Origin of the sequence: Campylobacter sp. RM12640 (assembly GCF_020137595.1) — a bacterium.
Taxonomy (GTDB): domain Bacteria; phylum Campylobacterota; class Campylobacteria; order Campylobacterales; family Campylobacteraceae; genus Campylobacter_E.
This window is the reverse complement of the sequence record NZ_JACGAU010000005.1, coordinates 70,405-96,343: the sequence shown is the minus strand read 5'-3', so window position 1 is coordinate 96,343 and position 25,939 is coordinate 70,405. Positions and strand designations below refer to the sequence as shown.

Sequence of the window (25,939 nt, the reverse complement as noted above, 5' to 3'; positions counted from 1 at the left end):
TTAGGAGAGATATTAAAATAAGTGTGGGATTATTCCTGCAATATATCCAAAAATCAAGCAAATAATACTAATTGCCCAAATATAAAAGAATGAGCGTTTAATATGTTCTTTTATAGATACATCAGCAAGACCACATCCAAGCAATGTAGCAGGAACAACAGGGCTTATAAATGTAGCACAATTTCTAGCTAAAACCATAATAATAGCAAGATTCATTGGGTCAATTCCAAAAGCATTTGTAACGCTTAAAACCACAGGCATAACGCCATAAAAATAAGAATCCGTGCAAAAGATTAATGCCATAGGAACAGCAAGCAAGCCTACTACTAAAGGAATTAAATTACCATATTCATTAGGCACTAGAGTTAGAATTGAAGCTCCCATTTTATTCATAATTCCACTTTTATCAAATACACCGATTAAAATTCCTGCACCAATTAAAGTAATATACATCATTATTGCTCCACCACTTGCTTTATCTAAAACTTTTTTAGCTATTTTTAAATTAGGATAATTTAGTGGCAACGCAATTGCAAAACCTATCATAAAGCAAACATAAGAAGGTAATACATTAATTACTAAAGCAGCAATAACAGCTATTAGTAAAAATACATTTACTAAGAAAAATTTATCGTTTTGAAATTCGCTTTTTTCAATTTCAAGTTTAATTCCTTCAAGATTACCGCCAGCACCACGCCTTTTTTCTTGATAACCGATAAAAATAGCTAAAGCTAGTGCTAAAACAAGACCTAAAACTTGCATAGGGATTAATTGATGCCATAAATCATTCGCGTCAGCTTTAATAACCGTTGCAGCTCTTAGAGTTGGACCTCCCCAAGGAAGAACATTCATAACACCCATTGCACTAGCACAAATTAATAAAAGTGATGATTTTCTCATTCCAAGTCTTTCATAAATTGGAAGCATAGCTGGAATAACTATTAAAAATGTAGCTGCTCCACTACCATCAAGATGAACAAACATTGCCATAAGTGAAGTAAGAATTGTGATTACAAATACATTTGGTGTAACTTTGCTAAGTAAGAAATTAATAATTTTATTAAAAAATCCACTAGCACTAAGCACACTAAAAAAAAGAATAGAAAATACAAATAAAGCTGCTGTATCGCTAACGGTTTTTACACCATCTTTTATAAAACCTTTCATTGCTTTAAAGTTTAAAACATCTCCTTTAACCCCTAAAGCTTTTCCGACTTCTAACCCACAATAATCCATTATCATAAGCATTGCAGCAACTACAAAGCTAACTAAAATAAATGCTATCGCAGGAGTGGTTTTATCTTTTAAGAGTAGCCATACGATAAATCCAAGCCCAATAAAGCCTGTAAGTGATAAAAATAAATCCATTTTTAACCTCCATAAAAAAATGTTAGATTTTAACAAAGTTACAATTTGAAATAATTGAAAATGGATAATTTTTTTAAAAAGTGTTAAGTTTCGTAACAAATTTTAGAATTTAAGAAAAAATTAAAAAATAATAATTCAAATTCTAAAAAGAATTTGAATTAATAATTAATCTTGTTTATTAGGTAAGATTAGATTTAGAATAATTGCAAGTAAGGCACTAAGTCCAACTCCTGAAAATGAAACGCTTCCAAAACTAGCACTAAGACCGCCAACACCTACAATCAAAGTAGAACTAATAATTACTAGGTTTTTATTATTAGTTAAATCTATTTTAGCATCAACTAAGGTTTTAATCCCAAGACTAGCAATTGTCCCAAATAAAAGTATCATAACTCCACCCATTACAGGCAATGGAATTGATTGTAAAATAGCATTAAATTTACCCACAAATGCAAGTAATATTGCAAATATTGCAGCCCAAGTCATAATTTTAACTTGTGCGTTTTTTGTAATCATTATTGCACCTGTAACTTCTGAATAAGTTGTAACTGGAGGACCACCTATTAAACCTGCAACACAAACTCCAACACCATCTCCACTTAAAGTTCTATGAAGACCTGGGTCTTTTGTATAGTCTTTTTTAGTTACTGCACCTATTGCCATAACCGCACCAATATGCTCAATTACAGGAGCAATTGCAACAGGTATCATAAAAATTGCTGCACTAAAATTAATGCTAGGTGTTTCAAAATGTGGGATTGCAAACCAAGGTGCAGCTTTAATTGCACTAGTATCAACATAGCCTAAAATAAAGGCTAAAATATATCCACAAATAGCACCTATTAAAATAGGAACTAATTTAAACATTTTTGAGCCAAAAATAGCAATTACAATAGTAACTAAGAATGAAAAAGTAGAAAGCATTAAAGCTATATCTTTATCAATTACTTGAGTTGAACCACTCATACCCATAGCCATTCCAGCCGCACTTACAGCAACGCTAAGACCTATTACGATAATTACAGGGCCAATTACAACTGCGGGAAAAAGTTTGCTAATAAAACTCTCGCCTTTTGTTTTGATAATTGCAGCAAAGATAAAATAAACAAATCCTGTGCAAAACAGAGCAAACATAGTTGAATTAATTCCCCATTCTTTCATAGAATAAATTATAGGGGTTATGAATGCAAATGATGAGCCAAGATAGATAGGAACTTTAAATTTCGTAATGATTTGAAAAATAATCGTTCCGCACCCAGCACCTAAAAGAGCCATTGCAGGATTTAGTCCGGTAAGTAAAGGAACTAATACCATTGCACCAAAGGCTACGAATAAAATCTGAAGTCCAGATATCGCGTCTTTAATCATAAAAAAATCCTTTTTTATTTTGAGTTATTATCTCACAGGGGTAAGGTAAAAAAGGATTTTTTTCATTAAATTAAATAAACATAAAGGAGGATTGGTGACCCATACGAGACTCGAACTCGTGTTACCGCCGTGAAAGGGCGATGTCCTAACCGCTAGACGAATGGGCCTTTCAAGAAGTTTTTTCTTGTGATGTAAAAGCCGTTATTATATGTGAAAATTCTTAAAGTTTTCTTAAATTATAAAAATTTTTTCAATTTTTTTAAAATTTTTGTAAAAAATTGTAATTTTGATGAAAATTTTCAATTTAAAAACGACAATTTTAATCTTTTATGTTTAATATTTACATTTTTTTATAAGGAGAATATATGAAAGAATTAAAAGAAGCAAGGCTTAGATTAGTTGCTATGCCAAAAGATACAAATCCTGCAGGCAATATTTTTGGTGGTTGGATAATGAGTCAAATAGATTTAGCTGGTGCAGTTGCAGCTAAAGAAATAGCAAATGGTAGAGTAGTTACTATCGCAGTTGAACAAATGACCTTTAAAAAACCTGTTTATGTTGGAGATATTGTGAGCTTTTATGCTGATATTGTAAAAGTTGGAAGCACATCAATACAAGTTCAAGTAGAAGTTATCGCTGAACGCTGCACTCCTAAATTATATGGAGTTTGTGTGCCTGTTACAAGTGCGCTTTTAACTTATGTAAATGTTGATGAAAACGGAGAAAAAATCAAAATTGATGAGAATTTAAAACGCTACAAGGGATTTTAATAATCCCTTTTATTCAACCTACTTTTTAAACTTACTTGTTAGAATTAAAAAAACTTTTAAGGATAATTATGAAATATGTTTTATTTGATACAGAAACTACAGGAAATACAGAATTAGATAGGATTATTCAAGTAGGTGCTTTGGTAATTGATAGTGAAAAATATGAATTTAATGAAATAGAATATGCTGAAAATATTTTTGACAATATACAAGAAAGAAAAGTTTTAGTATTTGATGAATTATGCAGTAGTGAAGTAAAGATTTCTTTTGAAGCTATGGAAGTTCATAATATAACCCCTGAAATGCTTATTAATAAGCCAAAATTTAGTGAAACGAAATTTTCAAAAATGTTAAATGAGCTTAATTCAAACGAAAATTACTTAATAGCTCATAATATTAAGTTTGATTTAGGAATGTTAGAAAAAGAAGGCTTTCAAAATAATTTTAAATTAATTGATACTTATAAGTGCGCTAAGGCTATTTTTCCTGACTTTAATCATCACAGATTGCAATATTTAAGATATTTTTTAGGGCTTTATAAAATTGAGCAAGAAGAGGCACAAAAATTAGGAATAATTATAAAAGCTCATGATGCGATAGGTGATGTTTTGGTTATGAAATTATTATTAGATGAATTATTAAAACATAAAAATTATGAAGAATTGCACGAAATTACAAAAGCCCCATTAATTAGCACTAAATTTAGCTTTGGCAAATACAAGGGCAAAAGTTTTGATGAGGTTAGAGCTGTTGATAATGGATATTTGTTGTGGGCTATGAATAATTTAGATGATGAAGATTTAAAATATTCTATCAAGAAATTTTTAGGATTAATTTGAGAATTTAAATCTCAAATTATCATTTTTTCTATGTTATATTTTCTATATAATTAATGTTATTATCGTTTATTGCTATTAAATCTATGCAATAATTTAAATTATTGTAATCTTCATAATGTTGATTAAAAATATAAATAGATTTTATAATTCTTTCTAATTTTTTTGGTGTTAAATAATATTCGCTTTCATAATTTTTGCTTGATTTTACTTCAATAAAATGCAAGGTTTTATCCTTTAAAGCGATTATGTCAATTTCTCCAAATTTGGTTTTATAATTCGTTTTAATTATTTTAAAATTATTTTTTTCTAAGTATTTTTTAGCTTTTTGTTCGTTTTCATAGCCAAAAATATATGATTTTAGTCCTTTTATACTCTTATTTAATAAGTTCTCTTGCTTCATTTATTAAATCTTCGTTAGGATAAATTCCACAAAAATATTCAAAAGCAAGGGCTGCTTGAAAAATAAGCATATCAAGCCCATCTTGAGTAATAATATTTGGATTTTTTAACTTACAAAAATCTAAAAATATATCGTGATTATATGCTAAATCATAAGCAATTTTTGTATTTTTTGCTAGTTTTTCTAAAAGATTTTCTTCTAAAGGTAGTAGATTTTTTAAACTTGCGCTTGTTGAGTTTATAATTAAATCAAATTCAAATTCATCTAATGCCGTATGAACTTCGCATAAAAAATCATCTTTTTTACTTCTATTAATTACTTTAGTTTTTATATTATTTTTTGCTAAAGAATAATAAACAGCCCTAGCAGCCCCACCTGCCCCTATTATTAAGGCATTGTTTATTTTATAATTTTTTATAGGTTCATAAAACCCAAATATATCAGTATTATAAGCTTTTAAAATTCCATTATCATTTATTATAGTATTTGCTGCTTTTGTGTTTATAACGCCTTCATCTTTATAATTTGCTAGTATTGCAACTTCTTCTTTATAAGGCAAAGTTACATTAACACCTTTATATTTTAAAATTGTGTTTTTTAAATCATTTGGATTTTCTACTAAAATTTTCTCATAATTAGCATTTATATTTAATCTTTCATACCATAGATTATGAATTATAGGAGATTTTGAGTGAGCGATAGGATTTCCTATCACTCCGTAAATATTATTTTGCATGATAATAAAATGCGTCTTTTTTCACATTATCTCTTACAAATTTTAAGGCATTTGCTTTATCAGAATTTGAATAAGGTCCTACAATTACTCTACTCATACCTTTATTATCAGTAACTACTTTATATTGTAATCCTAGCGTATCTAGTTTTTTAATTTCGTGTGATTTTAGGTCAATATTTTTACCTGCATATACTTGAATATAGCTTCCATTATCACTTGTAGTAGGTACTTTATTTGCTGGTTTTTCTTGTTGAGCAACTGGCTTTTTAACATTTAATGTATCAAATACTGAGTTTTCTTGTTTTGTTGTTTGAGTAGTTTGCTTTTTCTCTTCTACAACCACAGGCTTTTTCTCTTCAACTACAGCAGGTTTTACTTCTTCTTTAGGAGTTTCAAGTGCTGGTGTAGGTTGTTGATTTGCTTTTGCTAATTCTTTTACAACATTTTGAACTTCTTGAGATTTTTTAGGTTCTGGTTCTACTATATTATTTTCTTTTTTTAATCTTTCTTCTAAAGATGTAAAATCATCACTAAAACCATCATTTTCACTTTTTAAATTCTCAAAAACTTCATTATCTTGAGCTTTTTGTTCAAATGTAGCATTAGGTTCTATCGGTGGTAATGGGCTTTTTTGACTATCTCCATTGCTTATTAATTTATATATAATTAAGGCAATTAGAAAAACTATTATGCCTATAATTATCTTAAATAACATTTGTTTTTGTTTATTCTTTTTGTTGTTACTTTCTAAAACTAAATCTTCAAATTTATTGTGTTCTTGCATTTTCAATCCTTTACATATGTTTTGACCAAGATGCCCCACGCTCTTTTTGATAAATTTCATAAGGTAATGCTAAAATATTGTATTCCTTAGGCATATCAAGTGTTGGAAATACTCTCCATTCAACGGGCATTTTTTGAGCCAACATTGCACTTAGTTTATTAGCTAATCCACAACCTTCGGCAAATGCAGTATGACCTTTGTGAATATATAAATGAAGATGACCTGGCGTTTTGCTTTTATAAGCTGTGAAATTAATAAAACCTTCTTCTCTTAATAATAATTGAGCTCTATGCCAAAATTTTTCAGTATTAAAACCATTGTAGTCAAATACTATATTTTCTACTTTATCTTGTGCGTTTATTAAATTGTGAGCTATTGTTATTTTACCTTCTGAATGTTCTCTTATTAAGCTTGGAGATAAAAACTCATTAACTCTTTCATACTTATTAAAAAAAGTTCTACCTTTATGCTCAATTTTGCTTACTATAGTATCTCTTTTTATAAAATAATGTGAATTAATCATTTTAATTAAGGCTAATTCATTGCTTGTTAACATTTTAAGTCCTTATATAATGGGAAATTTTCGCTTAATTTTAGCGTAGTTTCTTTTGCTTTTTTTATAATTTCATCGTTATTTAAATTCTTTAGCACTAGGCTTATTGTCTGTGCTATTACTTTCATTTCTTCTTCTTTCATACCACGAGCACTAAGTGCAGCAGTGCCAAGTCTTAATCCACTTGTAATAAAAGGAGAACGCTTTTCGTTAGGAACGCTATTTTTATTAGCTGTAATACCTGCTTTTTCTAATGCTATTTGAGCATCTTTTCCACTAAATTCACAATCACTAAAATCCATTAACAACAAGTGATTGTCAGTTCCACCACTTACTAATTTAAATCCTTCTTTTAGCAATTCATCGGCTAATACCTTGCAATTTTTTATAACTTGATTAGCGTATGTTTTCCAACTTTCATCAAGATTATATTTAAATCCAACTGCTTTTGCTGCAATAATATGCATTAATGGACCACCTTGAAGGTTAGGAAAGATTGCTGAATTTATTTTTTTTGCAAGTTCTTCATCATTAGTCATTATTATCCCACCTCTTGGCCCTCTTAGAGTTTTATGAGTTGTTGAAGTTACTATGTGAGCGTGTGGAAATGGACTTGGGTGAAGATTAGCTACTACAAGACCGGCAATATGTGCAATATCAGCTAATAAAAATGCTCCTACTTTATCAGCAATTTTACGAAATCTTTCAAAATCAATTATTCTAGCATAAGCACTAGCACCACAAACTATTAATTTTGGTTTTACTTCTAGGGCAATTTTTTCAATTTCATCATAATTTAAATAACCATTTTCATCTACTCCGTAGCTATAGCTAGTATATACTTTGCCACTTGCATTTACCTTTGAGCCGTGAGTTAAATGCCCACCTGCACTTAAATCCATTCCTAAAATAATATCTCCTGGATTTAATAATGCTGCGTATGCACCTTGATTTGCTTGTGAGCCTGAATGGGGTTGAACGTTTGCGTAATTACAATTAAATAATTTTTTACAACGCTCAATTGCTAAAACTTCTGCTTTATCAACGATTTCACAACCACCATAATATCTTTTTGATGGATAGCCTTCTGCGTATTTATTTGTAAGAATACTACCTGTAGCCATCATAACTTCAGGAAAAGTGAAATTCTCACTAGCAATCATTTCTAAATTCTCATTTTGTCTTTTAAATTCTTCTTTTATAATTTCATTAATTTCTGTATCAAATATCATTTTAACCCCTTTTTTTATATATAAATTCTCGCTAGTAATCATTCACAAATTGAAATTATCAATCCTTTTTAGGACGCATAGCAGGGAATAATATTACATCTTTGATTGATTTTTTGTTAGTTAACATCATAACAAGTCTATCAATTCCTATGCCCTCACCTGCAGTTGGTGCCATACCAAACCCTAACGCATTTACGAAATCTTCATCCATTTCGCATGCTTCGTCATTTCCAGCTTTTTTAGCTTCTACTTGAGCCAAAAATCTTTCGTATTGATCAAGTGGGTCATTTAATTCGTTAAATCCATTTGCTAGTTCTTTTCCAGCTATAAATAATTCAAATCTCTCAGCTATTTCAGGATTTTCATCACTTCTTCTACTTAATGGACTAATTGATACTGGAAAATCCGTAATAAATGTAGGATTTATAAGTTTATCTTCTACATAATTATCAAATAATTCTGCTTGTAAATGTCCTAAATCTAATTTTTCATTTGCTTCAAATCCATCAGCCTTTAATTTCTTTAAAATTGCAGCTTTATCATTTACTATAGCAGCATCAATACCACCTATTTGAACTAAGGCATCTTTATATGGAATTTTTGCAAATGGAGTGCTAAAATCTATTTGCTTGTCATCGTATGTAATAGTAGTGCTAAGTCCTAAGTGAGCTATTAATTTGCTTAATAAATCTTCAGTCAAATTCATTAAATCCTTATAATTATGATAAGCCCAATAAAACTCAATCGTGCTAAATTCAGGATTGTGAGTAAGGTCCATTCCTTCGTTTCTAAAGCAACGATTTAATTCAAATACAGCTTCAAAACCACCAACTATTAAGCGTTTTAAGTAAAGTTCAGGTGCAATTCTTAAAAATCTATCAACACCTAAAGTATTATGATGGGTAATGAATGGTCTTGCGTTAGCTCCGCCTGCAATTTCGTGCATCATAGGAGTTTCAACTTCTAAAAATCCTAGATTTTCAAAATATCTTCTAACAAATGAAACAATCTTACTTCTATTAACAAAATCTTGTCTAATTTCAGCATTCATAATCATATCAAGATATCTTTGTCTATAGCGGCTTTCCATATCCACTAAGCCGTGAAATTTTTCAGGTAATACGCAAATACTTTTAGTAACTAAATCTAATTTATCTACATGAATACTAAATTCGCCTTTTTTTGTTACGAAAGCATAACCACGAACTTTGATAATATCGCCTACTTCTATGAGTTTTTTAATATTATCAAACCAAGTTTCATCAATTGTGCTTTTATTAAAATAAATCTGAATTGAGCCACTAAAGTCTTCAATGTTCGCAAAAACGGCTTTCCCACCATCACGCATAAATTTAATTCTACCGATTAATTCACAGATTTCTTCTGCTTTTTTTTCTTCAAGTTCATTTATAAAATCATATTTATCTTTAAATTCTTTTATACTCATCGGTTTTGTTACAAAATGAGAATAAGGATTAATACCTAAAGACCTTAGTTCGTTAGCTTTACTAATTTTTTGCTGTTCTAGTGGGTTTTCAAACATATTTTTACCTTTCTTTATATTAAATTATTTTTTTTGACATTCTTTGCAAGTTCCATATAATTGCATTAAATGGCTTGATAGTTTAAAACCATGTTCTTTTGCAATTTTTAATTGTCTTTGCTCTACTATATCATCTTGAAATTCTATAATTTTATTACAAGATTTACAAATCATATGGTCGTGGTGTGGCTTGTTTGCAAGCTCAAATTTTTTACCTGCAGTTCCAAAAGAAATTGAAGTTACCATTCCTGATTCTTCTAAAAGATTTAAAGTTCTATAAATTGTTGCGATACCTATGTTTTGATTAGGATCCATTTCTTTTAATGCTTCATAAAGTTCATCTGGAGTGCAGTGTTCGTCATTGTTATAAAGTAATTTTAATAAACTTTCTCTTTGTTTTGTGTATTTTAATCCACTTGTTTTTAGAATTTTTTTAAATTCTTCTAATAATACATCGTATTCCATATTTTCCATGTTTTCTCCTTTTATTTTGAATTTTCTTCTTTTAATTCATTATTTAATAAATTTTCTTTTTTTGTATTTATAGTATTTTGAATCGCTTGTATATTAGCGATTGCTCCACCTGTTTGAATTAAAACAGGATACATCATACTATTTGCAAAAAATTGGTTTACTTTACTATTTATTATAGGTAAGGCATTTATACAAGATGCAATTATAGAAAAAATTATAAATATTTTTCCAGCGCAAAATATAAATCCCATAATTTTATCAATTATTCCAAGTCCGCTTAAGGCTACTAGTTTTGATATTATTCTTCCTAAAATAAGAAAAATTCCCCAAACTATAACTAGAGTTATAACAAAACCACATAGGTTTAATAAAAGCTCATTATCGCTTTTATAAACATATTGATTAATTAATGCCCCTACTTTTTCTGAATTGCTAGTGCTTACATATACGCCTACTAAAATACCAGCTAATCCAAAACCTTCTTTAATAAGTCCTGAAATAATTCCACCAATACCTAAAATTAGCGTTACGCCAATTATTACACAATCTAGTATTAAGCCGCTATTCATATCAAATTCACTAGCTCATTATATTGAGTGCTATATCTTAAAGCAAGCTCACGAGTGATTAAACCAGAGCGAACCGCTTCAACTAAGCTTTGTGTTTGGGTTTTCATACCTGTACCTTGTTGATTTAACTGCATTTGTGAATATATTTGATGGTTTTTGTTTTCACGAATAAGGTTTGCGATAGCCATATTATTAATCATAATTTCGTGAATTGCTAAACGACCACCACCTTTTTTAGGTATTAAGCTTTGTGCTATAACTGCTTGTAATGAAAACGATAACATATTTCTAATTTGGTCTTGCTCTCCACCACTAAAGCTATCTACGATACGGTTGATTGTTTGCATAGCTGAGTTTGTATGTAGGGTTCCAAATACTAAGTGACCTGTTTCAGCTGCTGTAATTGCTGCTGCTATTGTTTCTCTATCTCTCATCTCACCGATTAAGATAATATCAGGGTCTTGTCTTAAAGCATATTTTAAAGCTGTTTGAAAGCTTTTAGTATCTATATCAACGTTTCTGTAAGAAAATACTGATTTTTTGTTTTTATGCATAAATTCAACTGGGTGTTCTATGGTTAAAATATGCTTACTTTCTGTTGCGTTGATTTCATTTAACATTGCTGCTAGAGTTGTTGATTTACCAGAACCTGTTGGACCTGTTACAAGAATTAGTCCTTTTTCTTTTTTGATTAATTCTTTAAAAATTGGTGGTGCTTTTAAATCATCTAAACTAGGGATATTTTCAGGAATTAGACGAAATGCAGCTGCAAGTTTTCCTTCTTCAACATAGTAATAGTTTGCCCTAAAACGCCCTACTCCTTCAACTGCATAAGCGAAGTCTAGTTCTCTTTCTTCTTCTAAGGTTGCTTTTTGTGCGTCTGATAAAATGCTATAACAAGAAGCTTTAATAATTTCAGAATTTAAAACAGCAAATTCCAAATCATTCAAAGTTCCGTGAATTCTTAAAAGTGGTTTTCTACCAGGAATAAAGTGCAAATCACTCGCATCATTTTCTTTCATAAATGTTAAAATTCCATTCATTTGAATGGTATTAACGCTATCTTGAGTTTGAATATTTTCTTCCATTTATTTTCCTTATTCTATGATTTTAGGTACAGAGAAAAAATGTCCATTTGTAGATGGTGCATTTTTTAAAATATCTTCAATAACTTCTGATTTTTGTGGTATATCTTCTCTTAGTGGAGTATAATTTAAATTATTGATTTTTAAATTATTAGTATCAATTTCATTTAAATTATCTACGAATTTTAAAATATCATCAAAATCAGCAATTAGTTCTTTTCTTACATTATCATTTAACCTAATTGATGATAATTTTTCTAATCTTTCTAATAGCTTTTCATTGACTACCATAAGTTCACCTTGCTTTAATAAAATTTCATCTGATTATATAATAAAAATTTAATATAGCACTAAATTTATCAAGATTTACGAAAAATTGTTACAATTTCAGCTTTAATTTTATTAATTTTTAAGGAATTTAATTTGAAAGAAAATTCATATAGCGTAGAAGAATTTGGCATTAAAGTTGAAAGATTTATTAGAAAATACAAATTTCTTTTTATATTTTTGATAATCGTAATTGTTGCTTATTTTGTTACAACATCTATTAATGATTCTATAAAACAAAAAACAAAAGAAGAAGCAAATGCTTTATATAATGAGCTATTAATTACTAAAAATAATGATAAATTAAATCAATTAAAATCTTTAAATCCTAACTTATATTTAGCAGTGCTTTTAGATGAAAAATATTTAGATGAATTATTACAATTTAATCCTAGTAATGAGGATAAATTATTGTTAGAAATTTATAAAGCTAGAGAATTTAAATCAGATTTTTTCTTAACAGATTTAAAAACAATACAAGAAGCTTATGCGTTGTTAAAAGATAATAAAATTAAAGAAGCTGAAGTAAAACTTAATTCAATAAGTGCAAATTCTGTATTTTTAAGAATTGCTAATAATTTAAAACATTATCAAGGTAACCAATGAAAAAATATTCTTTAATAGCTTTATCTTTAGTATTTTTAGCGGCTTGTTCAGGTTCAAAACAATACTATAAGCCAGAAAATACTCAAAAGCTTACAACAATTAAAACGAAAAATGATAATATCTTGAAGAATTTTAAAGGCTATGAAATCATTAACAAACAAGATAATATCTTATATTTATCTAATGATTTAGGATTTTTAAAAATCTTAAAAGATAAAGAAGTAATTTTTGATAAGAAATTTGATGCAAAAATTGTAAGTATCGCAACAGAAGGCAATAAAGCTGTAATGGTTGATGCTTTGAATAATATAATAATATTTGATTTGTTAGAACAAAAATATTTATTTAGTGAAAACTACGGACAAGCAAATGGAGTGGTGAAAAAATTAGCAAATCCTAGTTTCAATAACAATGTGATAATAATTCCTAGCTTAGATGGCAAATTAATCGTTATCAATAACAATACCAATACTTTTATAAGAAGTATAAATGTAGGAACTCAAGAATTTTTTAATAATGTTGTATTTTTAAAAGCTGATAGTGAAAAATTAATCGCAGCAAGTTCTAGTAAGGTATTTACAATAATTGATAATAAAACATATACTAAACTAATCAATATTAAAAAGGCTTTAGAAAAAGATAATTATATTTATATTTTATCAAATGAAGGCGTAATTTATAAATTTGATTATTTATTAAATGAAATTACAAAAATTAAATTTAAATATGCAAACTATAGTGATGTTTATGTTTATAATAACTTTATTTATGCTTTAGAGCATAATGGATACTTGATAAAATTAGATGATAAATTAAATGAATTAGCTGTTTATAATTTAGATTCTAAAATAAATTCAGGTGCTTATTTTAAGGATAATATTTTATTTTATAATAACAAAAGCTATGAATTGAAATGACTTTAATTGATATTGGAAACACAACAGCTTGTGTTTATAAAGAAGAACATGCAAAAAGGATAGAGTTAAAAGACTTTATCCCAAACTCTTTTAAAGAAAAAGTATTTTATATAAGTGTAAATTCTAATTTTTCTACACTACCTAATAACTATATTAATCTTGAACCTTATTTTAGTCTTAATACTTCTTATGTTGGCTTGGGTGTTGATAGAATTGCTTCTTGTTATTGCATTGATTCTGGCATTATTGTAGATGCTGGTAGTGCAATTACAATTGATAAAATGAGTGGCGGCAAACATTTAGGCGGATTTATTTTGCCAGGTATTCAATCATATCTTAATGCTTATAAGAATATTTCTTGTAGATTAGATTATGAATTAAATACATCTATTGATTTAAATTCGTTACCAAATTCCACAAAAGACGCTATTAGCTACGGGATAATTTCAAGTGTTGTAAATAGTATTAATGATTTTGCTAATGATGAGATAATTTATCTAACTGGTGGAGACGCAAGCTTTTTAAGTCAGTTTTTTAAAAACGCAATAAATGAAAAAAATTTAGTATTTCAAGGAATGCAAAAATTAATTAAAGACTTGAATTTATAAATAAATAAAATTATCATTAAAAAAATTACAAAAAGGATGGAGTATGGCACAACATTTTGATGTTATAGTAGTTGGTGGTGGAATTAGTGGAGCGGCTTTGTTTTATGAGCTTAGCAAATATACAAATGTAAAAAAAGTGGCATTAATAGAAAAATATCACGCATTAAGCACTCTCAATTCTAAAGGCACTAGTAATTCTCAAACAATTCATAGTGGGGATATAGAGACAAATTATACTTATGAAAAAGCTTCAAAAGTAAAACCTAACGCTGATATGATTGTAAATTACGCAAAATTAGTAAAGGCAGAAGAGAAGTTTATGTTTTCTCATCAAAAAATGGCTTTAGCTGTTGGTGAAGAAGAATGTGCTTTTATGCAAAAAAGATATGAAGAATTTAAAGATATTTATCCTTATATTAGAAAGTTTGACAAAGCAGAAATAAAAAGAATAGAGCCAAAAGTAGTAGAAGCTTTAGGTGGTGGTGATAGACCTGAAGAAATATTTGCAATGGGTGCATTAGCAGGGGATTGTTATACAACGGTTGATTTTGGCAAAATGAGTGAGAGTTTAGCTGAAGAAGCAATGAAAGCTAATCAAGAAAATCAAATGTTTTTTAATGAAGAAATTGTAAATATTTATAAAAAAGGCGATGTTTTTTATCTAATTAGTGCTAACAAGACTGAATTTAGTGCGAATTTCGTAGTGGTAAATGCAGGTGCTCATTCATTGTTTTTAGCACATAAGATGGGTTATGGTCTTGATTATGCCTGTTTGCCTGTTGCAGGTAGCTTTTATCTAACTAAAAAGCATTTATTAAATGGTAAAGTTTATATGGTTCAAAATCCAAAATTACCTTTTGCAGCATTACACGGCGACCCTGATATTTTATGTGATATGAATACTCGTTTTGGTCCGACTGCTTTAGTATTACCTAAGCTTGAGCGTTATCACGGGCTTAAGAGTTTGCCTGAATTTTTTACAACTTTACGCCTTGATGGAACTACTATTAAAATCTTACTTGATTTAATGAAAGATAGCACTATTAGAAATTATATTTTAAGAAATTTCTTATTTGAAGTGCCATACCTTAATAAAAATCTTTTCGTAAAAGACGCTAGAAAAATCGTCCCAAGTCTTACAACTGATGATATAACTTACGCAAAAGGTTTTGGTGGAGTTCGCCCACAAGTGCTAAACAAAACTGAAAAGAAATTAATGCTAGGCGAAGCTAGTATAGTGCCACAAAATCAAGGAATAATCTTTAATATGACCCCAAGTCCAGGTGCGACTAGTTGTATGGGAAATGCTTTAAGAGATTTAAGAATGGTAGTTGATTATTTAAAACTTGAATTTAACGAAGAACTATTCAATAAAGAACTAAGGGGATAAAATGAAAAAAACAAAAATAATAGCAACTTTAGGGCCTGCAAGCGATAGCGAAGAATGTATAAGAGAAATGATAAAAGCAGGTGTTAATGTATTTCGTTTAAATTTTTCTCACGGCTCTCACGAATATCATAAAGCGAATTTAGATAAGGTAAGAAAAATAGCTGAAGAATTAGGCGAAAATATCGGAGTATTACAAGATATTTCAGGGCCAAAGATTAGGGTATTAGAACTTCCTGAGCCATTTTTATTAAAAAAAGGCGATAGATTAGATATTTATAGACATACAATAAAGGCTAATCAAAAAGCGCAAAATCACTATGAAGTAAGCACAAATTATAATGAAATTCTAGGTGCAGTAAGAGTTAGCGAAGCTATATATTTATGCGATGGTTCTATTAAAGTAATAGTTGAAGATGTAAATCAAGATTATTTAAAATGCCAAGTTCAAAACGATGGAAAATTAGCGTCAAATAAAGGTATAAATTTTCCTAATACAAAAATCAATATAGAAGTAATTACTAAAAAAGATAAAGATGATTTATTGTGGGGTGTTAAAAATGATGTTGATTATATGGCAATATCTTTTGTTCAAAACGCTTATGATATCAAAAATGCTAAGCAAATATTAGCTGAAAACGGAAATAAAACCGCTGTTTTTGCAAAGATTGAAAAATTTGACGCTGTTGAGAATATAGATGAAATTCTTAATGTAAGCGATGGGATAATGGTTGCTCGTGGGGATTTAGGAATAGAAGTTCCTTTTTATAAGGTTCCAAGCATACAAAAATCAATAATCAAAAAAGCTAACGAAATAGGTAAGCCAGTAATCACTGCAACTCAAATGCTATTTTCTTTAGCAAATAACAAAAGTGCAACTAGAGCAGAGATAAGCGATGTTGCAAATGCTGTGTTAGATGGAACTGATGCTGTTATGCTTAGCGAAGAAAGTGCAGTTGGAATTGACCCTGTAAATGCCGTTAGCATTATGGCTGCAACGATTAGCGAAGTAGAGAAAATCTATCCATATTGCAATTTTAATCACGATAAAAGAGATATGACTGATACCATCGCAGCATCAGCTGTGCAACTTGCAAAAGATATTAATGCAGACGCATTGATTTGTCTTACAAGTAGTGGTGCGAGTGTTAAAAAAATGGCAAGATATAGACCTGATACAAAGATAATAACAATGAGCCATTGTGATAAAACACTAAAAAGCCTTAGTATTTGTTGGGGTCTTAGTGAAGCTTATGTGGTTGATAAGGCAGGTAGTTTGCACGAACTTTTACAAAATTGTGTAAGAGTAGGGGTAAAAAAAGGCATTATGGATAAGAGTAAAAATTATGTTATTACAGCAGGTTATCCTGTAGGAGAAACAGGTAGCACGAATTTAATCAGAGTTCTTGGAAAAGAACAAATAGAGTATTATTTAAACTTGTAGAAAAAAAGGAATTTAAAATAGGCTTTTGCTTATTTTAAATTCTAAAAAATGAATGATATTTAAACTTATATTAAATAATAATTATTATAATACTTATCAATAATTATGAAAGGAAGTTTAAATGAAGAGAATATTCTTAAGCTCAACTTTAGCTTGTGTTTTAGCAAGTTCTTTAAATGCTAGTTATGTAATAAAACCAAATGAAATGATTGATATTTATGATGATAGTATTAATAAAACTAGCATTCAAGCAAATCTTATTAAGTCTTTAAATCCAGATGATAGTTTTAAGTGGCATTATGCAAGATACTTTGAAGGCAAATCAAAAACTGATTTATATTTTAGAGATATTAGTGTAAGAGATGATAAATTACTAGCAGCAGGGAGCTATCATTCATCAATAGTGTTATTTGACTTAAAAAATGACAATATTGTTTATAATGATTTTTATGCGATAAAGGATGCTGATCATTCTGAATTAGGTAAGAAATATCCAGAAGCTACCGACGATGCAAAAAAACAAGAAAAAGTTAAAGAAGATAGCAAAACAGATAATAATAACGATGATGATGAGTGGAGTGGGGCAAGTGAGCTTTTCGTAGAGCAAGTAGAATTTATAGATGATAAAACTGCTTTTGTAAATACTATGCCAAAATATTTAGGAAGAGATAATAAAAATGCTAGACCATATTTGCACCATTCAGGACTACATAAAATAAAATTAGATAATAGCGGTGATTTAAAGGAATTAGCCTTTTTAAAGGGTGAATATTTTTTGTTTAGAAAATACAAAGATGGTGTAATTGCTTTAGATGATAAAGAAACTTTTAGTATTTTTGATAAGAATTTAAAATTGATAAAAAGCTTTAAGATTAAAGATGTAGTAAAGGCTGATGTTAGTCTTGATAGATTATTTGTGCTTTTAAAAGGCGAAAATAAAGGCATTTATGAATACGATATTAAAAAATCTAAACTAAATAAAATCGCAGATTTTAACGCACAATATTTTGGTCGTCCTATAAAAGCTACTACAAGCCCTTTTTTAGTAAGTCCTGATGCAAAAAATATTTATTATGCAACACCGCATAATTATAATTCTAAGCTATGTAAAGTAAGTGTATTAAATCATACAACAGAATGTTCAAATACAGGTTTTGCTTTATATTCTGGCTCTTATGCTATTAGTCCAGATGGTAAAACTTTGGCTTATACTTTTGGAGATAGATTAGGGCAAACTAGCATTTTTAATATTGAAAATAAGCCGTATTTAGCAGGAAGTATTAAGGGTGGGAATGTAAGTTATGCCGCTACATTTAAAGACAATAATACATTAATTGTTTCTAATAATCGTAGAAATATTGATATTTATGATTTATCAAAAGGCAAAAGTATTAGCATAGATGATAAATTTGAGAATTTAAAAGCAAATATTTTTAGTTTTATTGCACCAAATATGGAAAACATTAAAATTAAGATGAAAAATAGTGGTGGAAAAGAAAAAATAAAATCAGATATTATTTTTCCACAACATATTGATGGGATAAATATTGTTTATCTTTTACCTGATGAGTTTGCAGATTTTGTTGATGAAAAAGGTAAAATTTTTGCTTTACCAAAAAATGATTTAAGTGGGGAATTTAGCGTTATATTAAAGCTATGTGAAAACGGCAAAATAATTCGTGAAGAAGCCTTAACAACTCCATTTAATATAAAAGTTAGTAAGTGAAAGAATTTGTTTTTTCTTGCTTTAGTACAAAATGTGTTGTTAAATTAGAAGCTAGCGAATATGAAGCTTCTAATTTGGCTATTAAATGTTTTGAGCTTTGTAAAAATCTACATTTAAAATATAATTATTTTGATAATTCTTCGTTGGTATCTAAAATTAATAATAAAAGCAAAAATCGGATAAAATTAGACCAACAAACTATGATGATTTTGCAAAAACTCTTAAGTCTTAGTGAAATTACTAATTATGCTTTTGATATTACATTAATCAATAAAAAATTAAAAAACAATGCAAAATATGGTAAAAATTCATATTTTTTATCTAAAAAATTTATAGAATTTGAAGATATAAATACAAAAATTGACTTAGGTGGTGTGATTAAAGAATTTGCAGTTGATGAATGTGCTAAAATTTGTGAAAAATACAAATATGCGATTAATTTTGGAGGGGATTTAAAGACTAATAAAGAAATATTTGTAAATATTAAAAATCCTAAAAATCCACAAGAAGCTATTAAAAAATGGCAAATCTTAAATCAATCACTAACAACTTCAGCACAATATGAAAGAGCAAATCACATAATAAATACAAAAGATTTTAAATACTCTCAAGTTAGTGTAATAGGAGACAATACGCTTAGTTGTGGGGTATTTTCCACTGCTTTGTGCTTTGAAGAATTTATTTTGCCTAAAGAGTATTTAGCAATTTGCATTGATTTTAATAACGAAATAAAATACCAATCTAATCGTGACAGGTAATTTAATATATTTTAAGTGAAGTTAAAATAAAGAGAGTTTTATTATATTACTTTAGAACAATCTTGATTAAAAATATTGTTATAAATGCTTGCTTTTTAGATATTTAAAGAAAAATAGCAATAATTTTTGTATTACTTTCGCAAAATAGATAGAACTACAAATACCGCTTCTTATTTTGCTCATTGCAGCATAGTTTGTTATCAAAATCATTATTAAGAGTATTTTTAAAAACTTAAATATATCTTTATGAATAGTGCTTAAAACTATTGCTTTTTATATTTTATTTGTAATATTTTACTAATTCTTAATATGTTTGTTTTGTTAAAATAATTAGAAGTTTCACTAAGTTTTATACTTATATTTAATATAGTTTTTGTCTATGATTTTTATATTGTGCTACCAATTTTAAATTCTATTTTTTTGCAAATAATTATATTGTGAATTTAATATTTAAAATATTTGTTTTATTTTAGATACGAGCTAAAAATAAAATTAAGGGAAATAAAAAAGTGGCTCCGGATGTAGGATTCGAACCTACGACCAAGCGGTTAACAGCCGCCTACTCTACCGCTGAGCTAATCCGGAATAAGTAGTAATCGTTAAGTAAAAGCGTAATAATAGCCAAGAAAATTTTGTTTGTCAAGAGTTTTTTGAAAAAAATATAAAAAAATGTGAAATTTAATAAAAAATGCTTTTAGTCAAAATGATTTATTGACTTAAAAGCACTTATAAATTATAAGTTTTTAAATAGTTTATAAGCAGGATTTATAAGCAATGCAGCACAAAATGCTTTTGCAATATCAGTTACTATGAAAGGATATAACCCTATACTAAGTATTTTATCCTTAGGAACATAAAAGCTTAAAATAAATAAGCCACAAATATAAAGCACCGCAGTAGCTACTAGAGCATATAAACTTAACGCAAAGACATTGTTTATATCATGGTCTTTAGCTTTTCCCATAATATAACCCATAGCAATCAAACCAAAAATATACCCACCACTAGGGCTTAAAATTGCGTGCAAACCACCACCGCTAGCAAATACAGGAAAGCCACACAAACCTTCTAAAAACCATAAAATCAAACTAAATAAAGCTAGTCTTGAGCCTAAAGCATAAGATATAGTTAAAACCACCATAGTTTGCATAGTAAAGGGTATGATGTCTATGCTTATTTTTAAATTAGCAGCAAATGCTATTAAAATACTTGCTAGTAATACTTTAGCTGTATTGCTTGCGGTATTTTTCTTTAAGCAAAAACTTTTTAAAGCTGCTAACATAATCCCTCCTTTGTAAAATTAAAAAATGATTATATACTAAAAATAATATTTATAAAGGAAGAATTATGAAAAAACATTTAATAGCCACTAGAGTAGGGGCGTTTTATTTAGAAGATGATAAAATAACGCCTTTTATTTACGATGAAGCCCCGACTGATTTGATTAATCATTACACAAGCAGAATAAATCATAGCTCAAGAATTAAAAATCCTTGCGTTAGGCGTGGATTTTTAGATGGTTCTAAGGATAGATTAGATGATGAGTTTATAGAGATTTCTTGGGATAAAGCCTTTGAATTAATTGCAAATAATCTTAAAAAATATTATGAAAAGTATGGCTCTAGCAGTATTTACGCTGAAAGTTACGAATGGGGTGGGGTAGGTAAAATCGGCTGGGGTAGAATGCTAATTCATAGACTTATCAATGCTCTTGGTGGCGGGGTCTTTGAGTTAGGAGATTATTCAACCGGCTCTGCAATAGCTAGTATGCCTTATGTTTTTGGCTCATCTTGTGTTTATGAAAGAGCAACTGATTATAAAGAAATAATCAAACACGCTAAAGTAGTGGTGTTTTGGGGAGCTAATCCTATTATTACAAGTAAAATTGCTCACGATATTCCTATGCACGAACACGAAAAATATCTAAAACAAATGGCTGAAAATAAAGATATTGAAGTAATTTTTATAGATATTAGAGCTAATGAGAGTGCAAAAATGATGAATGCAACAACTCTAACTCCTAATTCAAATTCTGATATGGCAATGGCTATTGGAATGTGCAATTATCTTTATACTAACAAGCTTTATGATAAAGAATTTATAGAGAGTAAAACTACAGGATTTGATACATTTAAAGACTATTTTCTAGGTATAAACGACGGGGTAAATAAGGACTTAGAATGGGCTAGTAAGATTTGTGGTATTAGCAAAACTGATTTAGAAAATCTAGCCTTAAAGCTTAAAAATAATCCTAGTAATATTTTATTAGGTAGGTCAATTCAAAGACAATTAAACGGAGAATTTAACTACTTAGCAATAATTTGCTTAGCTGCTATGTGCGGACATATAGGCAAAGATGGTTTAGGGATTGAGTTTAATTTAAGCAGTGGTTGCAAGGGTGAGAGTGCAAAAAATACAGAAAAATTAAGTGATATAAATACACTTTTAGGCGAAATAAAAGGCAAAAATCATTATATCCCAAGCTCAAGGCTTAGCGAGTGCTTATTAAGGCCTAATACAAAAAGCACTTATAAAGATGAAGAAATCATCTATCCTGATATAAAATTAATGATAAATGCTTGTGGCTCATATCTTACCCATCAGCCAAATAGCAATGAGAGTTTAAAGGCTTTAAATAATCTTGAGTGCATTATCACACTTGAGCCTTTTTGGACGGCTCAAGCTAAGATGAGCGATATTGTTTTGCCTATTGCTATTGAAGGGGAGCGTTATGATATAGAGCAAAGCACGAATAAAGAAATAATTTTTGCACTAAAACCTATAAAAGAGCCTTTTTATAACGCAAAAAGTGATTTTGAAATATGCAAAGAAATAGCAAAAAGATTTAATAAATCTTATGAATTTTGCCGTGATTTAGATGAATTAGACTTAGTAAAATTAGCTTATTTAGATATTAAAGAAAGATATTTTAAAAAAGGAATAATTTTAAGTGAGTTTGATGAGTTTTTAGAAAAATCTTATGAAAAAGTGCAGGGCTTAAGTGAGTTAGAGCCTTTTACAAGATTTAAAAACATAAAAAATATTAATTTAAGTATAAAAAACAATATCGCAAAATACGAGCAAAAAGATGAGCTTTTAAGCAAATATCCTTTATTTTTAACTTCTGCACATAGTCCTTATAGACTTCATTCACAACTACATAATAGCGATATAAGAGATAGTGAAAATGATTTAGAGCCTGTTTATTTGCATAAAGATTTAGCTATTAAAAAGGGCATTAAGCAAGGAGATATTTTAAGGGTTTTTAATGATAGGGGTGAGATTTTAGTGGGGGCTAGAATAATTTGTGATATTAATCCTAATAATATTTTGATTTTTCAAGGTGCTTGGTGGCAAATTGATGGTAAAAGGTGCCTAAATGGAAATGTAAATGTACTAACAAGCTCAAGCCCAAGTTCAGCGGTATCAAATAGCAACACGGCTCACACTTGTAAAGTAGATATAGAAAAATTTAATGGCACTAAAAACTGGGAGAAAGACTGCTTTAAAGCTCCGAAAATTATCAAGAATTTAAATTATAAATTCTTATTTTAATTATCCTAAAAACTAGGATAATTAAAATTCTTTTTTGTTTAAATCATCTAAAATATTGCTAGCTAGACTATCTACGCTATTTGCAGCTTTATTTGTATCATTTGCAATATTATCATTTTCTTTACTTAGCTCATCAATTTCGCTTATGGTTGTATTGATTAGATTAATTGCTTGAGTTTGCTCATCTATACTCATACCAATATCGTGAATTTGTTGGACTAATAATTTTACATTAGCTTCTACTTGATTTAATGATGAGCTAGTGTTATTAGCTAATTTGCCAACTTCACTTGCAACCACGCTAAATCCACGCCCATGCTCACCTGCACGCGCTGCTTCAATAGCAGCATTTAAAGCTAATAAATTTGTATCTTCTGCAATGCCTCTAATAACATCAATAACGCTTTTTATGCTATCGCTTTGTTGGATTATTTCTTGGCTTTTTTGAGCTACTGCAGTCATTGAGCTTGACATTTGATTGATTGCTACTGCACTTTCTTCAAGGTTGTTTTTAGCCTTTTTGCTACCATTTAATAAAAGCTTCATATTTTCTTTTAAATTATTAGAATTTGATTTTAAAGTATTGCTTATATTTTCTTGAGAATAAAGCATATTTTTAATTTCTTGTTGCAAGGTATTTAGGCTATTTTCTATTTCTCCTATTGGGTTTTTTATATTATTTTTAAATTTCATATTTGAGTATTCTTTTAATAGCTCATCAATTTGGTTAATATCTTTTCCTATTTTTAGTTTTAGAGTTTGCAACATTTCTTTTAGAATTTCTTTTAATTCTTTTATTTTTGGATTGTAAGGTTCGCTGGTGATTTCATTATTTAAATTACCTTGTTTGATAGAATTTGTAATATTTGTAATTTCATTTATACAGGTTTGGTCTTTTTCATAATTTTGTTTTAGTTCTAATACGGTTGCATTTATTTGCATAGCCATTTTGCCAAATTCATCTTTATTATTTGTGATTATTTTATCTACATCATTGCTTTTATATCTTAAAAAATCAAAAAAACTATTAAGACCAGTATTGATTAAAGTAAGGTTTTTAATGATATTTTTAGATATTACATAAGCTAAAAACATATTTAAAATCTGTGCTAATAAGGCTATTATTATTTGAATAATTATTTCTTGTTGAGCTTCAGACTTATTTATATTTGCTTTATTTAGAATTTGATTTGTTATTTCGTTTTCTAATTTTTTATAATCTTCTATCACATTAGTAGCTACTTGGAAAAATTCATTTGCATTTATATTAAAATTACCATTTATATTATTATTCATAGTAGTTGATATAAATTCTTGAAGTTTTTTATAACTTTCAAGATTTGAAAGATTTTTTAAATATTCATCTATAAAATTAATTTTTAATTCTTTTAATTCTTTTAATTTTCCAGAAATACTTGTATTTAGGTAACTAATGTTTGAAAAAGTGTTAATATCCATAGTATTTGCATTAAATACTCCGTTTAAAGTCCCCCTTAATAAGCCATATCTTTCTTTTGTAGTAGCTACTAAATTAAGAGCATCGCTTAAACTAGCATAGCTTTCATCAAGACTTTGAGAAATATCTTTAACTTTTTTGATTTGTTGATTTATTAAATTAGTATAATTTTGTAATACTATAGCTCTATTGGATTTATTATCAACCATATTTCTTAGATTATCAACTTCGTTTTTTAAGTCGTTATTTAAAATAAATTTAGCTCTATGTTCTATTAAAGTTTGTTTATTTGCACCAGCTAAAAATCCTACGCTAAGCCCACGCTCAACTTGTAATAAGTGAATTATTTCGTTGGTTTGAGATATTATCTTTACGCTATCTTGTGCAGTTATTGAAGAATTATATGTCTTATAACTATTTTTAATTAGCAAAATATTATAAATTAATAATATAATTAAAAATGTGCTTGTAAGCAATAAAAGTTTTTTAGAAATAGATATTTTAGAAATCATAAGTCCCCTTAATTAATAGATTTAGATTTTTATTTTAAAGTTTTTTAAAGAATTATATAGATTTTAGGAGAATGGATGAAATTTTTTTTAATTTTTTGTATGTTTTTTTCAACATTACTAGGTAGCTCATTTAAAGGAAGTGATTTTGATGAGTTAAAAAGTATTGATGTAAGAGATTATTATATTAGCGAATATATTGATGGTATGGGTGCAAACTGGGATGGTAAAAAGTTATATAATAATCATAATCAAACTTATGAAATTAGCAAAGATTTTACAAAGGATTTTCCACCTTTTGAGATAAAAGGTCTTTTATTTTGTGGGACAGATTATTATGATACCTTTAATGATGTTATGTTAAACAAGCTTAAATGTGCTAAATTTTATGTGGTTGATGTCCCTAATCAAAAAGGAGATTTAAAGGATAGATTAAATTATTTAAGAGATTATTTAAAAGAACACCCTAATAAAAATATTACATTCGTAGTTCAGAATGAATTTAATAGTGAAGATGAATTTGTAGATTTTTTTAATGAAGTTATATTAAAAGAATCAGAAGGTGTGTATTTACACAAAAAGAACACTAATTATGATGTTCCAAGACAAGATAAAATAGTTCAAATTAGAAAATTTTATAAAGACAATTGCGTTATATCAAAAACTAATTTAAACAATGAAGGTAAGCTAATTAATTATGAATGCCAATGGAAAAAGATTAACGCTTTAAGAGCTCTTACTAAATTTACCGATGAAAAATTAAATAATAACGAGCTTACAACTATTACTATAGGCAGTGGTTTTAATATAAACGAAATTAATAAACCATTAAACATAGGAACCAAGATTGCATTTAAGTATTATAAACTTGATAAAGATGGAAAACCTATGCATAGCGTATTTATTAGAAGTTTTTAAGGAGTGG

Annotated in this window: 25 protein-coding genes, 2 tRNA genes and 1 pseudogene; 11 read left to right on the top strand and 17 right to left on the bottom strand. The window is 28.3% G+C overall.

Annotated elements, in window-relative coordinates:
• Positions 1-12 precede the first annotated feature (12 nt).
• The 3 genes from AVBRAN12640_RS03075 to AVBRAN12640_RS03065 form a co-directional block, all read right to left on the bottom strand.
• Positions 13-1,368, bottom strand: a complete 1,356-nt coding sequence (locus AVBRAN12640_RS03075) for a CitMHS family transporter (protein ID WP_336608623.1) — start codon at positions 1,366-1,368, stop codon at positions 13-15.
• A gap of 165 nt (positions 1,369-1,533) precedes the next feature.
• A complete protein-coding gene (locus tag AVBRAN12640_RS03070; protein WP_214116193.1) occupies positions 1,534-2,736 on the bottom strand; it encodes a uracil-xanthine permease family protein in 1,203 nt (400 codons plus the stop codon).
• A gap of 92 nt (positions 2,737-2,828) precedes the next feature.
• Positions 2,829-2,903: transfer RNA gene (locus AVBRAN12640_RS03065), tRNA-Glu, on the bottom strand.
• A 198-nt stretch (positions 2,904-3,101) separates the two neighbouring features.
• On the opposite strand from AVBRAN12640_RS03065, the gene AVBRAN12640_RS03060 reads away from it, so the two are divergent.
• Positions 3,102-3,506, top strand: a complete 405-nt coding sequence (locus AVBRAN12640_RS03060; protein ID WP_214116195.1) for an acyl-CoA thioesterase — start codon at positions 3,102-3,104, stop codon at positions 3,504-3,506.
• Between the two features lie 65 nt (positions 3,507-3,571).
• The gene (locus AVBRAN12640_RS03055) at positions 3,572-4,345 is read left to right on the top strand and encodes an exonuclease domain-containing protein (RefSeq protein ID WP_214119975.1); all 774 of its coding nucleotides are present in this window, start codon (positions 3,572-3,574) and stop codon (positions 4,343-4,345) included.
• A gap of 28 nt (positions 4,346-4,373) precedes the next feature.
• Here AVBRAN12640_RS03055 and AVBRAN12640_RS03050 read toward each other — a convergent pair whose 3' ends face one another.
• The 10 genes from AVBRAN12640_RS03050 to gatC are packed head-to-tail and all read right to left on the bottom strand — an operon-like array spanning position 4,374 to position 12,012.
• Positions 4,374-4,745 carry a YraN family protein gene (locus AVBRAN12640_RS03050; RefSeq protein WP_214119971.1) on the bottom strand — a complete coding sequence of 124 codons (372 nt, stop codon included), beginning with the start codon at positions 4,743-4,745 and terminating at the stop codon, positions 4,374-4,376.
• Entirely contained in the window at positions 4,720-5,481 is a 762-nt protein-coding gene (locus AVBRAN12640_RS03045) for a shikimate dehydrogenase (protein WP_214149948.1), read from the bottom strand. Before AVBRAN12640_RS03045 ends, AVBRAN12640_RS03050 begins: the two co-directional genes overlap by 26 nt.
• Entirely contained in the window at positions 5,471-6,265 is a 795-nt protein-coding gene (locus AVBRAN12640_RS03040) for an SPOR domain-containing protein (protein ID WP_336608624.1), read from the bottom strand. The genes AVBRAN12640_RS03045 and AVBRAN12640_RS03040 overlap by 11 nt, the downstream gene beginning before the upstream one ends.
• Positions 6,266-6,275: 10 nt before the next feature.
• Positions 6,276-6,821 (bottom strand): DUF1882 domain-containing protein, encoded by a 546-nt coding sequence (locus AVBRAN12640_RS03035; RefSeq protein ID WP_214116202.1) that lies wholly within the window; start codon positions 6,819-6,821, stop codon positions 6,276-6,278.
• The gene (gene glyA, locus AVBRAN12640_RS03030) at positions 6,815-8,050 is read right to left on the bottom strand and encodes a serine hydroxymethyltransferase (RefSeq protein WP_336607011.1); all 1,236 of its coding nucleotides are present in this window, start codon (positions 8,048-8,050) and stop codon (positions 6,815-6,817) included. The genes AVBRAN12640_RS03035 and glyA overlap by 7 nt, the downstream gene beginning before the upstream one ends.
• 58 nt (positions 8,051-8,108) lie before the next feature.
• Entirely contained in the window at positions 8,109-9,593 is a 1,485-nt protein-coding gene (gene lysS / locus AVBRAN12640_RS03025; protein WP_214116207.1) for a lysine--tRNA ligase, read from the bottom strand.
• A 24-nt stretch (positions 9,594-9,617) separates the two neighbouring features.
• Entirely contained in the window at positions 9,618-10,067 is a 450-nt protein-coding gene (locus tag AVBRAN12640_RS03020) for a Fur family transcriptional regulator (RefSeq protein ID WP_214116209.1), read from the bottom strand.
• 11 nt (positions 10,068-10,078) lie between these two features.
• On the bottom strand, positions 10,079-10,636 hold the full coding sequence (locus AVBRAN12640_RS03015) for a CvpA family protein (protein WP_214116211.1): 558 nt from the start codon (positions 10,634-10,636) through the stop codon (positions 10,079-10,081).
• Positions 10,633-11,679, bottom strand: a complete 1,047-nt coding sequence (locus AVBRAN12640_RS03010; protein ID WP_275592004.1) for a type IV pilus twitching motility protein PilT — start codon at positions 11,677-11,679, stop codon at positions 10,633-10,635. The genes AVBRAN12640_RS03015 and AVBRAN12640_RS03010 overlap by 4 nt, the downstream gene beginning before the upstream one ends.
• Positions 11,680-11,733: 54 nt before the next feature.
• Positions 11,734-12,012 carry an Asp-tRNA(Asn)/Glu-tRNA(Gln) amidotransferase subunit GatC gene (gene gatC / locus AVBRAN12640_RS03005; protein WP_214116213.1) on the bottom strand — a complete coding sequence of 93 codons (279 nt, stop codon included), beginning with the start codon at positions 12,010-12,012 and terminating at the stop codon, positions 11,734-11,736.
• 132 nt (positions 12,013-12,144) lie between these two features.
• Between gatC and AVBRAN12640_RS03000 the strand changes: the two genes are divergently transcribed.
• The 7 genes from AVBRAN12640_RS03000 to AVBRAN12640_RS02970 all read left to right on the top strand — a co-directional run bounded on the left by AVBRAN12640_RS03000 (position 12,145) and on the right by AVBRAN12640_RS02970 (position 19,494).
• Positions 12,145-12,654, top strand: a complete 510-nt coding sequence (locus tag AVBRAN12640_RS03000; RefSeq protein WP_336608625.1) for a hypothetical protein — start codon at positions 12,145-12,147, stop codon at positions 12,652-12,654.
• Positions 12,651-13,571 (top strand): hypothetical protein, encoded by a 921-nt coding sequence (locus tag AVBRAN12640_RS02995; protein ID WP_336608626.1) that lies wholly within the window; start codon positions 12,651-12,653, stop codon positions 13,569-13,571. Before AVBRAN12640_RS03000 ends, AVBRAN12640_RS02995 begins: the two co-directional genes overlap by 4 nt.
• Positions 13,568-14,179 (top strand): type III pantothenate kinase, encoded by a 612-nt coding sequence (locus AVBRAN12640_RS02990; protein WP_214116219.1) that lies wholly within the window; start codon positions 13,568-13,570, stop codon positions 14,177-14,179. The genes AVBRAN12640_RS02995 and AVBRAN12640_RS02990 overlap by 4 nt, the downstream gene beginning before the upstream one ends.
• Positions 14,180-14,222: 43 nt before the next feature.
• Positions 14,223-15,569, top strand: a complete 1,347-nt coding sequence (locus tag AVBRAN12640_RS02985; RefSeq protein ID WP_214150335.1) for an FAD-dependent oxidoreductase — start codon at positions 14,223-14,225, stop codon at positions 15,567-15,569.
• Position 15,570: 1 nt separating this feature from the next.
• Positions 15,571-17,010 carry a pyruvate kinase gene (pyk, locus tag AVBRAN12640_RS02980; protein WP_239803220.1) on the top strand — a complete coding sequence of 480 codons (1,440 nt, stop codon included), beginning with the start codon at positions 15,571-15,573 and terminating at the stop codon, positions 17,008-17,010.
• A gap of 121 nt (positions 17,011-17,131) precedes the next feature.
• Positions 17,132-18,736 (top strand): hypothetical protein, encoded by a 1,605-nt coding sequence (locus AVBRAN12640_RS02975; protein ID WP_336608627.1) that lies wholly within the window; start codon positions 17,132-17,134, stop codon positions 18,734-18,736.
• The gene (locus AVBRAN12640_RS02970) at positions 18,733-19,494 is read left to right on the top strand and encodes an FAD:protein FMN transferase (RefSeq protein WP_336608628.1); all 762 of its coding nucleotides are present in this window, start codon (positions 18,733-18,735) and stop codon (positions 19,492-19,494) included. The genes AVBRAN12640_RS02975 and AVBRAN12640_RS02970 overlap by 4 nt, the downstream gene beginning before the upstream one ends.
• A gap of 510 nt (positions 19,495-20,004) precedes the next feature.
• On the opposite strand, the gene AVBRAN12640_RS02965 is transcribed toward AVBRAN12640_RS02970, so the two are convergent.
• Positions 20,005-20,079: transfer RNA gene (locus AVBRAN12640_RS02965), tRNA-Asn, on the bottom strand.
• A 148-nt stretch (positions 20,080-20,227) separates the two neighbouring features.
• Entirely contained in the window at positions 20,228-20,776 is a 549-nt protein-coding gene (locus AVBRAN12640_RS02960; RefSeq protein ID WP_214116243.1) for a biotin transporter BioY, read from the bottom strand.
• A gap of 65 nt (positions 20,777-20,841) precedes the next feature.
• Between AVBRAN12640_RS02960 and AVBRAN12640_RS02955 the strand changes: the two genes are divergently transcribed.
• Positions 20,842-23,049 (top strand): molybdopterin-dependent oxidoreductase, encoded by a 2,208-nt coding sequence (locus AVBRAN12640_RS02955; RefSeq protein WP_336608629.1) that lies wholly within the window; start codon positions 20,842-20,844, stop codon positions 23,047-23,049.
• A 21-nt stretch (positions 23,050-23,070) separates the two neighbouring features.
• On the opposite strand, the gene AVBRAN12640_RS10010 is transcribed toward AVBRAN12640_RS02955, so the two are convergent.
• Together AVBRAN12640_RS10010 and AVBRAN12640_RS10005 are read right to left on the bottom strand one after the other, a co-directional pair.
• A complete protein-coding gene (locus AVBRAN12640_RS10010) occupies positions 23,071-23,595 on the bottom strand; it encodes a methyl-accepting chemotaxis protein (protein WP_442862376.1) in 525 nt (174 codons plus the stop codon).
• Positions 23,596-24,243: 648 nt separating this feature from the next.
• Positions 24,244-25,017 (bottom strand): annotated as a pseudogene (locus tag AVBRAN12640_RS10005) (nitrate- and nitrite sensing domain-containing protein); the annotation flags it as partial.
• 75 nt (positions 25,018-25,092) lie between these two features.
• Between AVBRAN12640_RS10005 and AVBRAN12640_RS02945 the strand changes: the two are divergent.
• Positions 25,093-25,932, top strand: coding sequence for a hypothetical protein (locus AVBRAN12640_RS02945; protein WP_214116255.1), 840 nt, complete (start codon positions 25,093-25,095; stop codon positions 25,930-25,932).
• Positions 25,933-25,939: the final 7 nt, after the last annotated feature.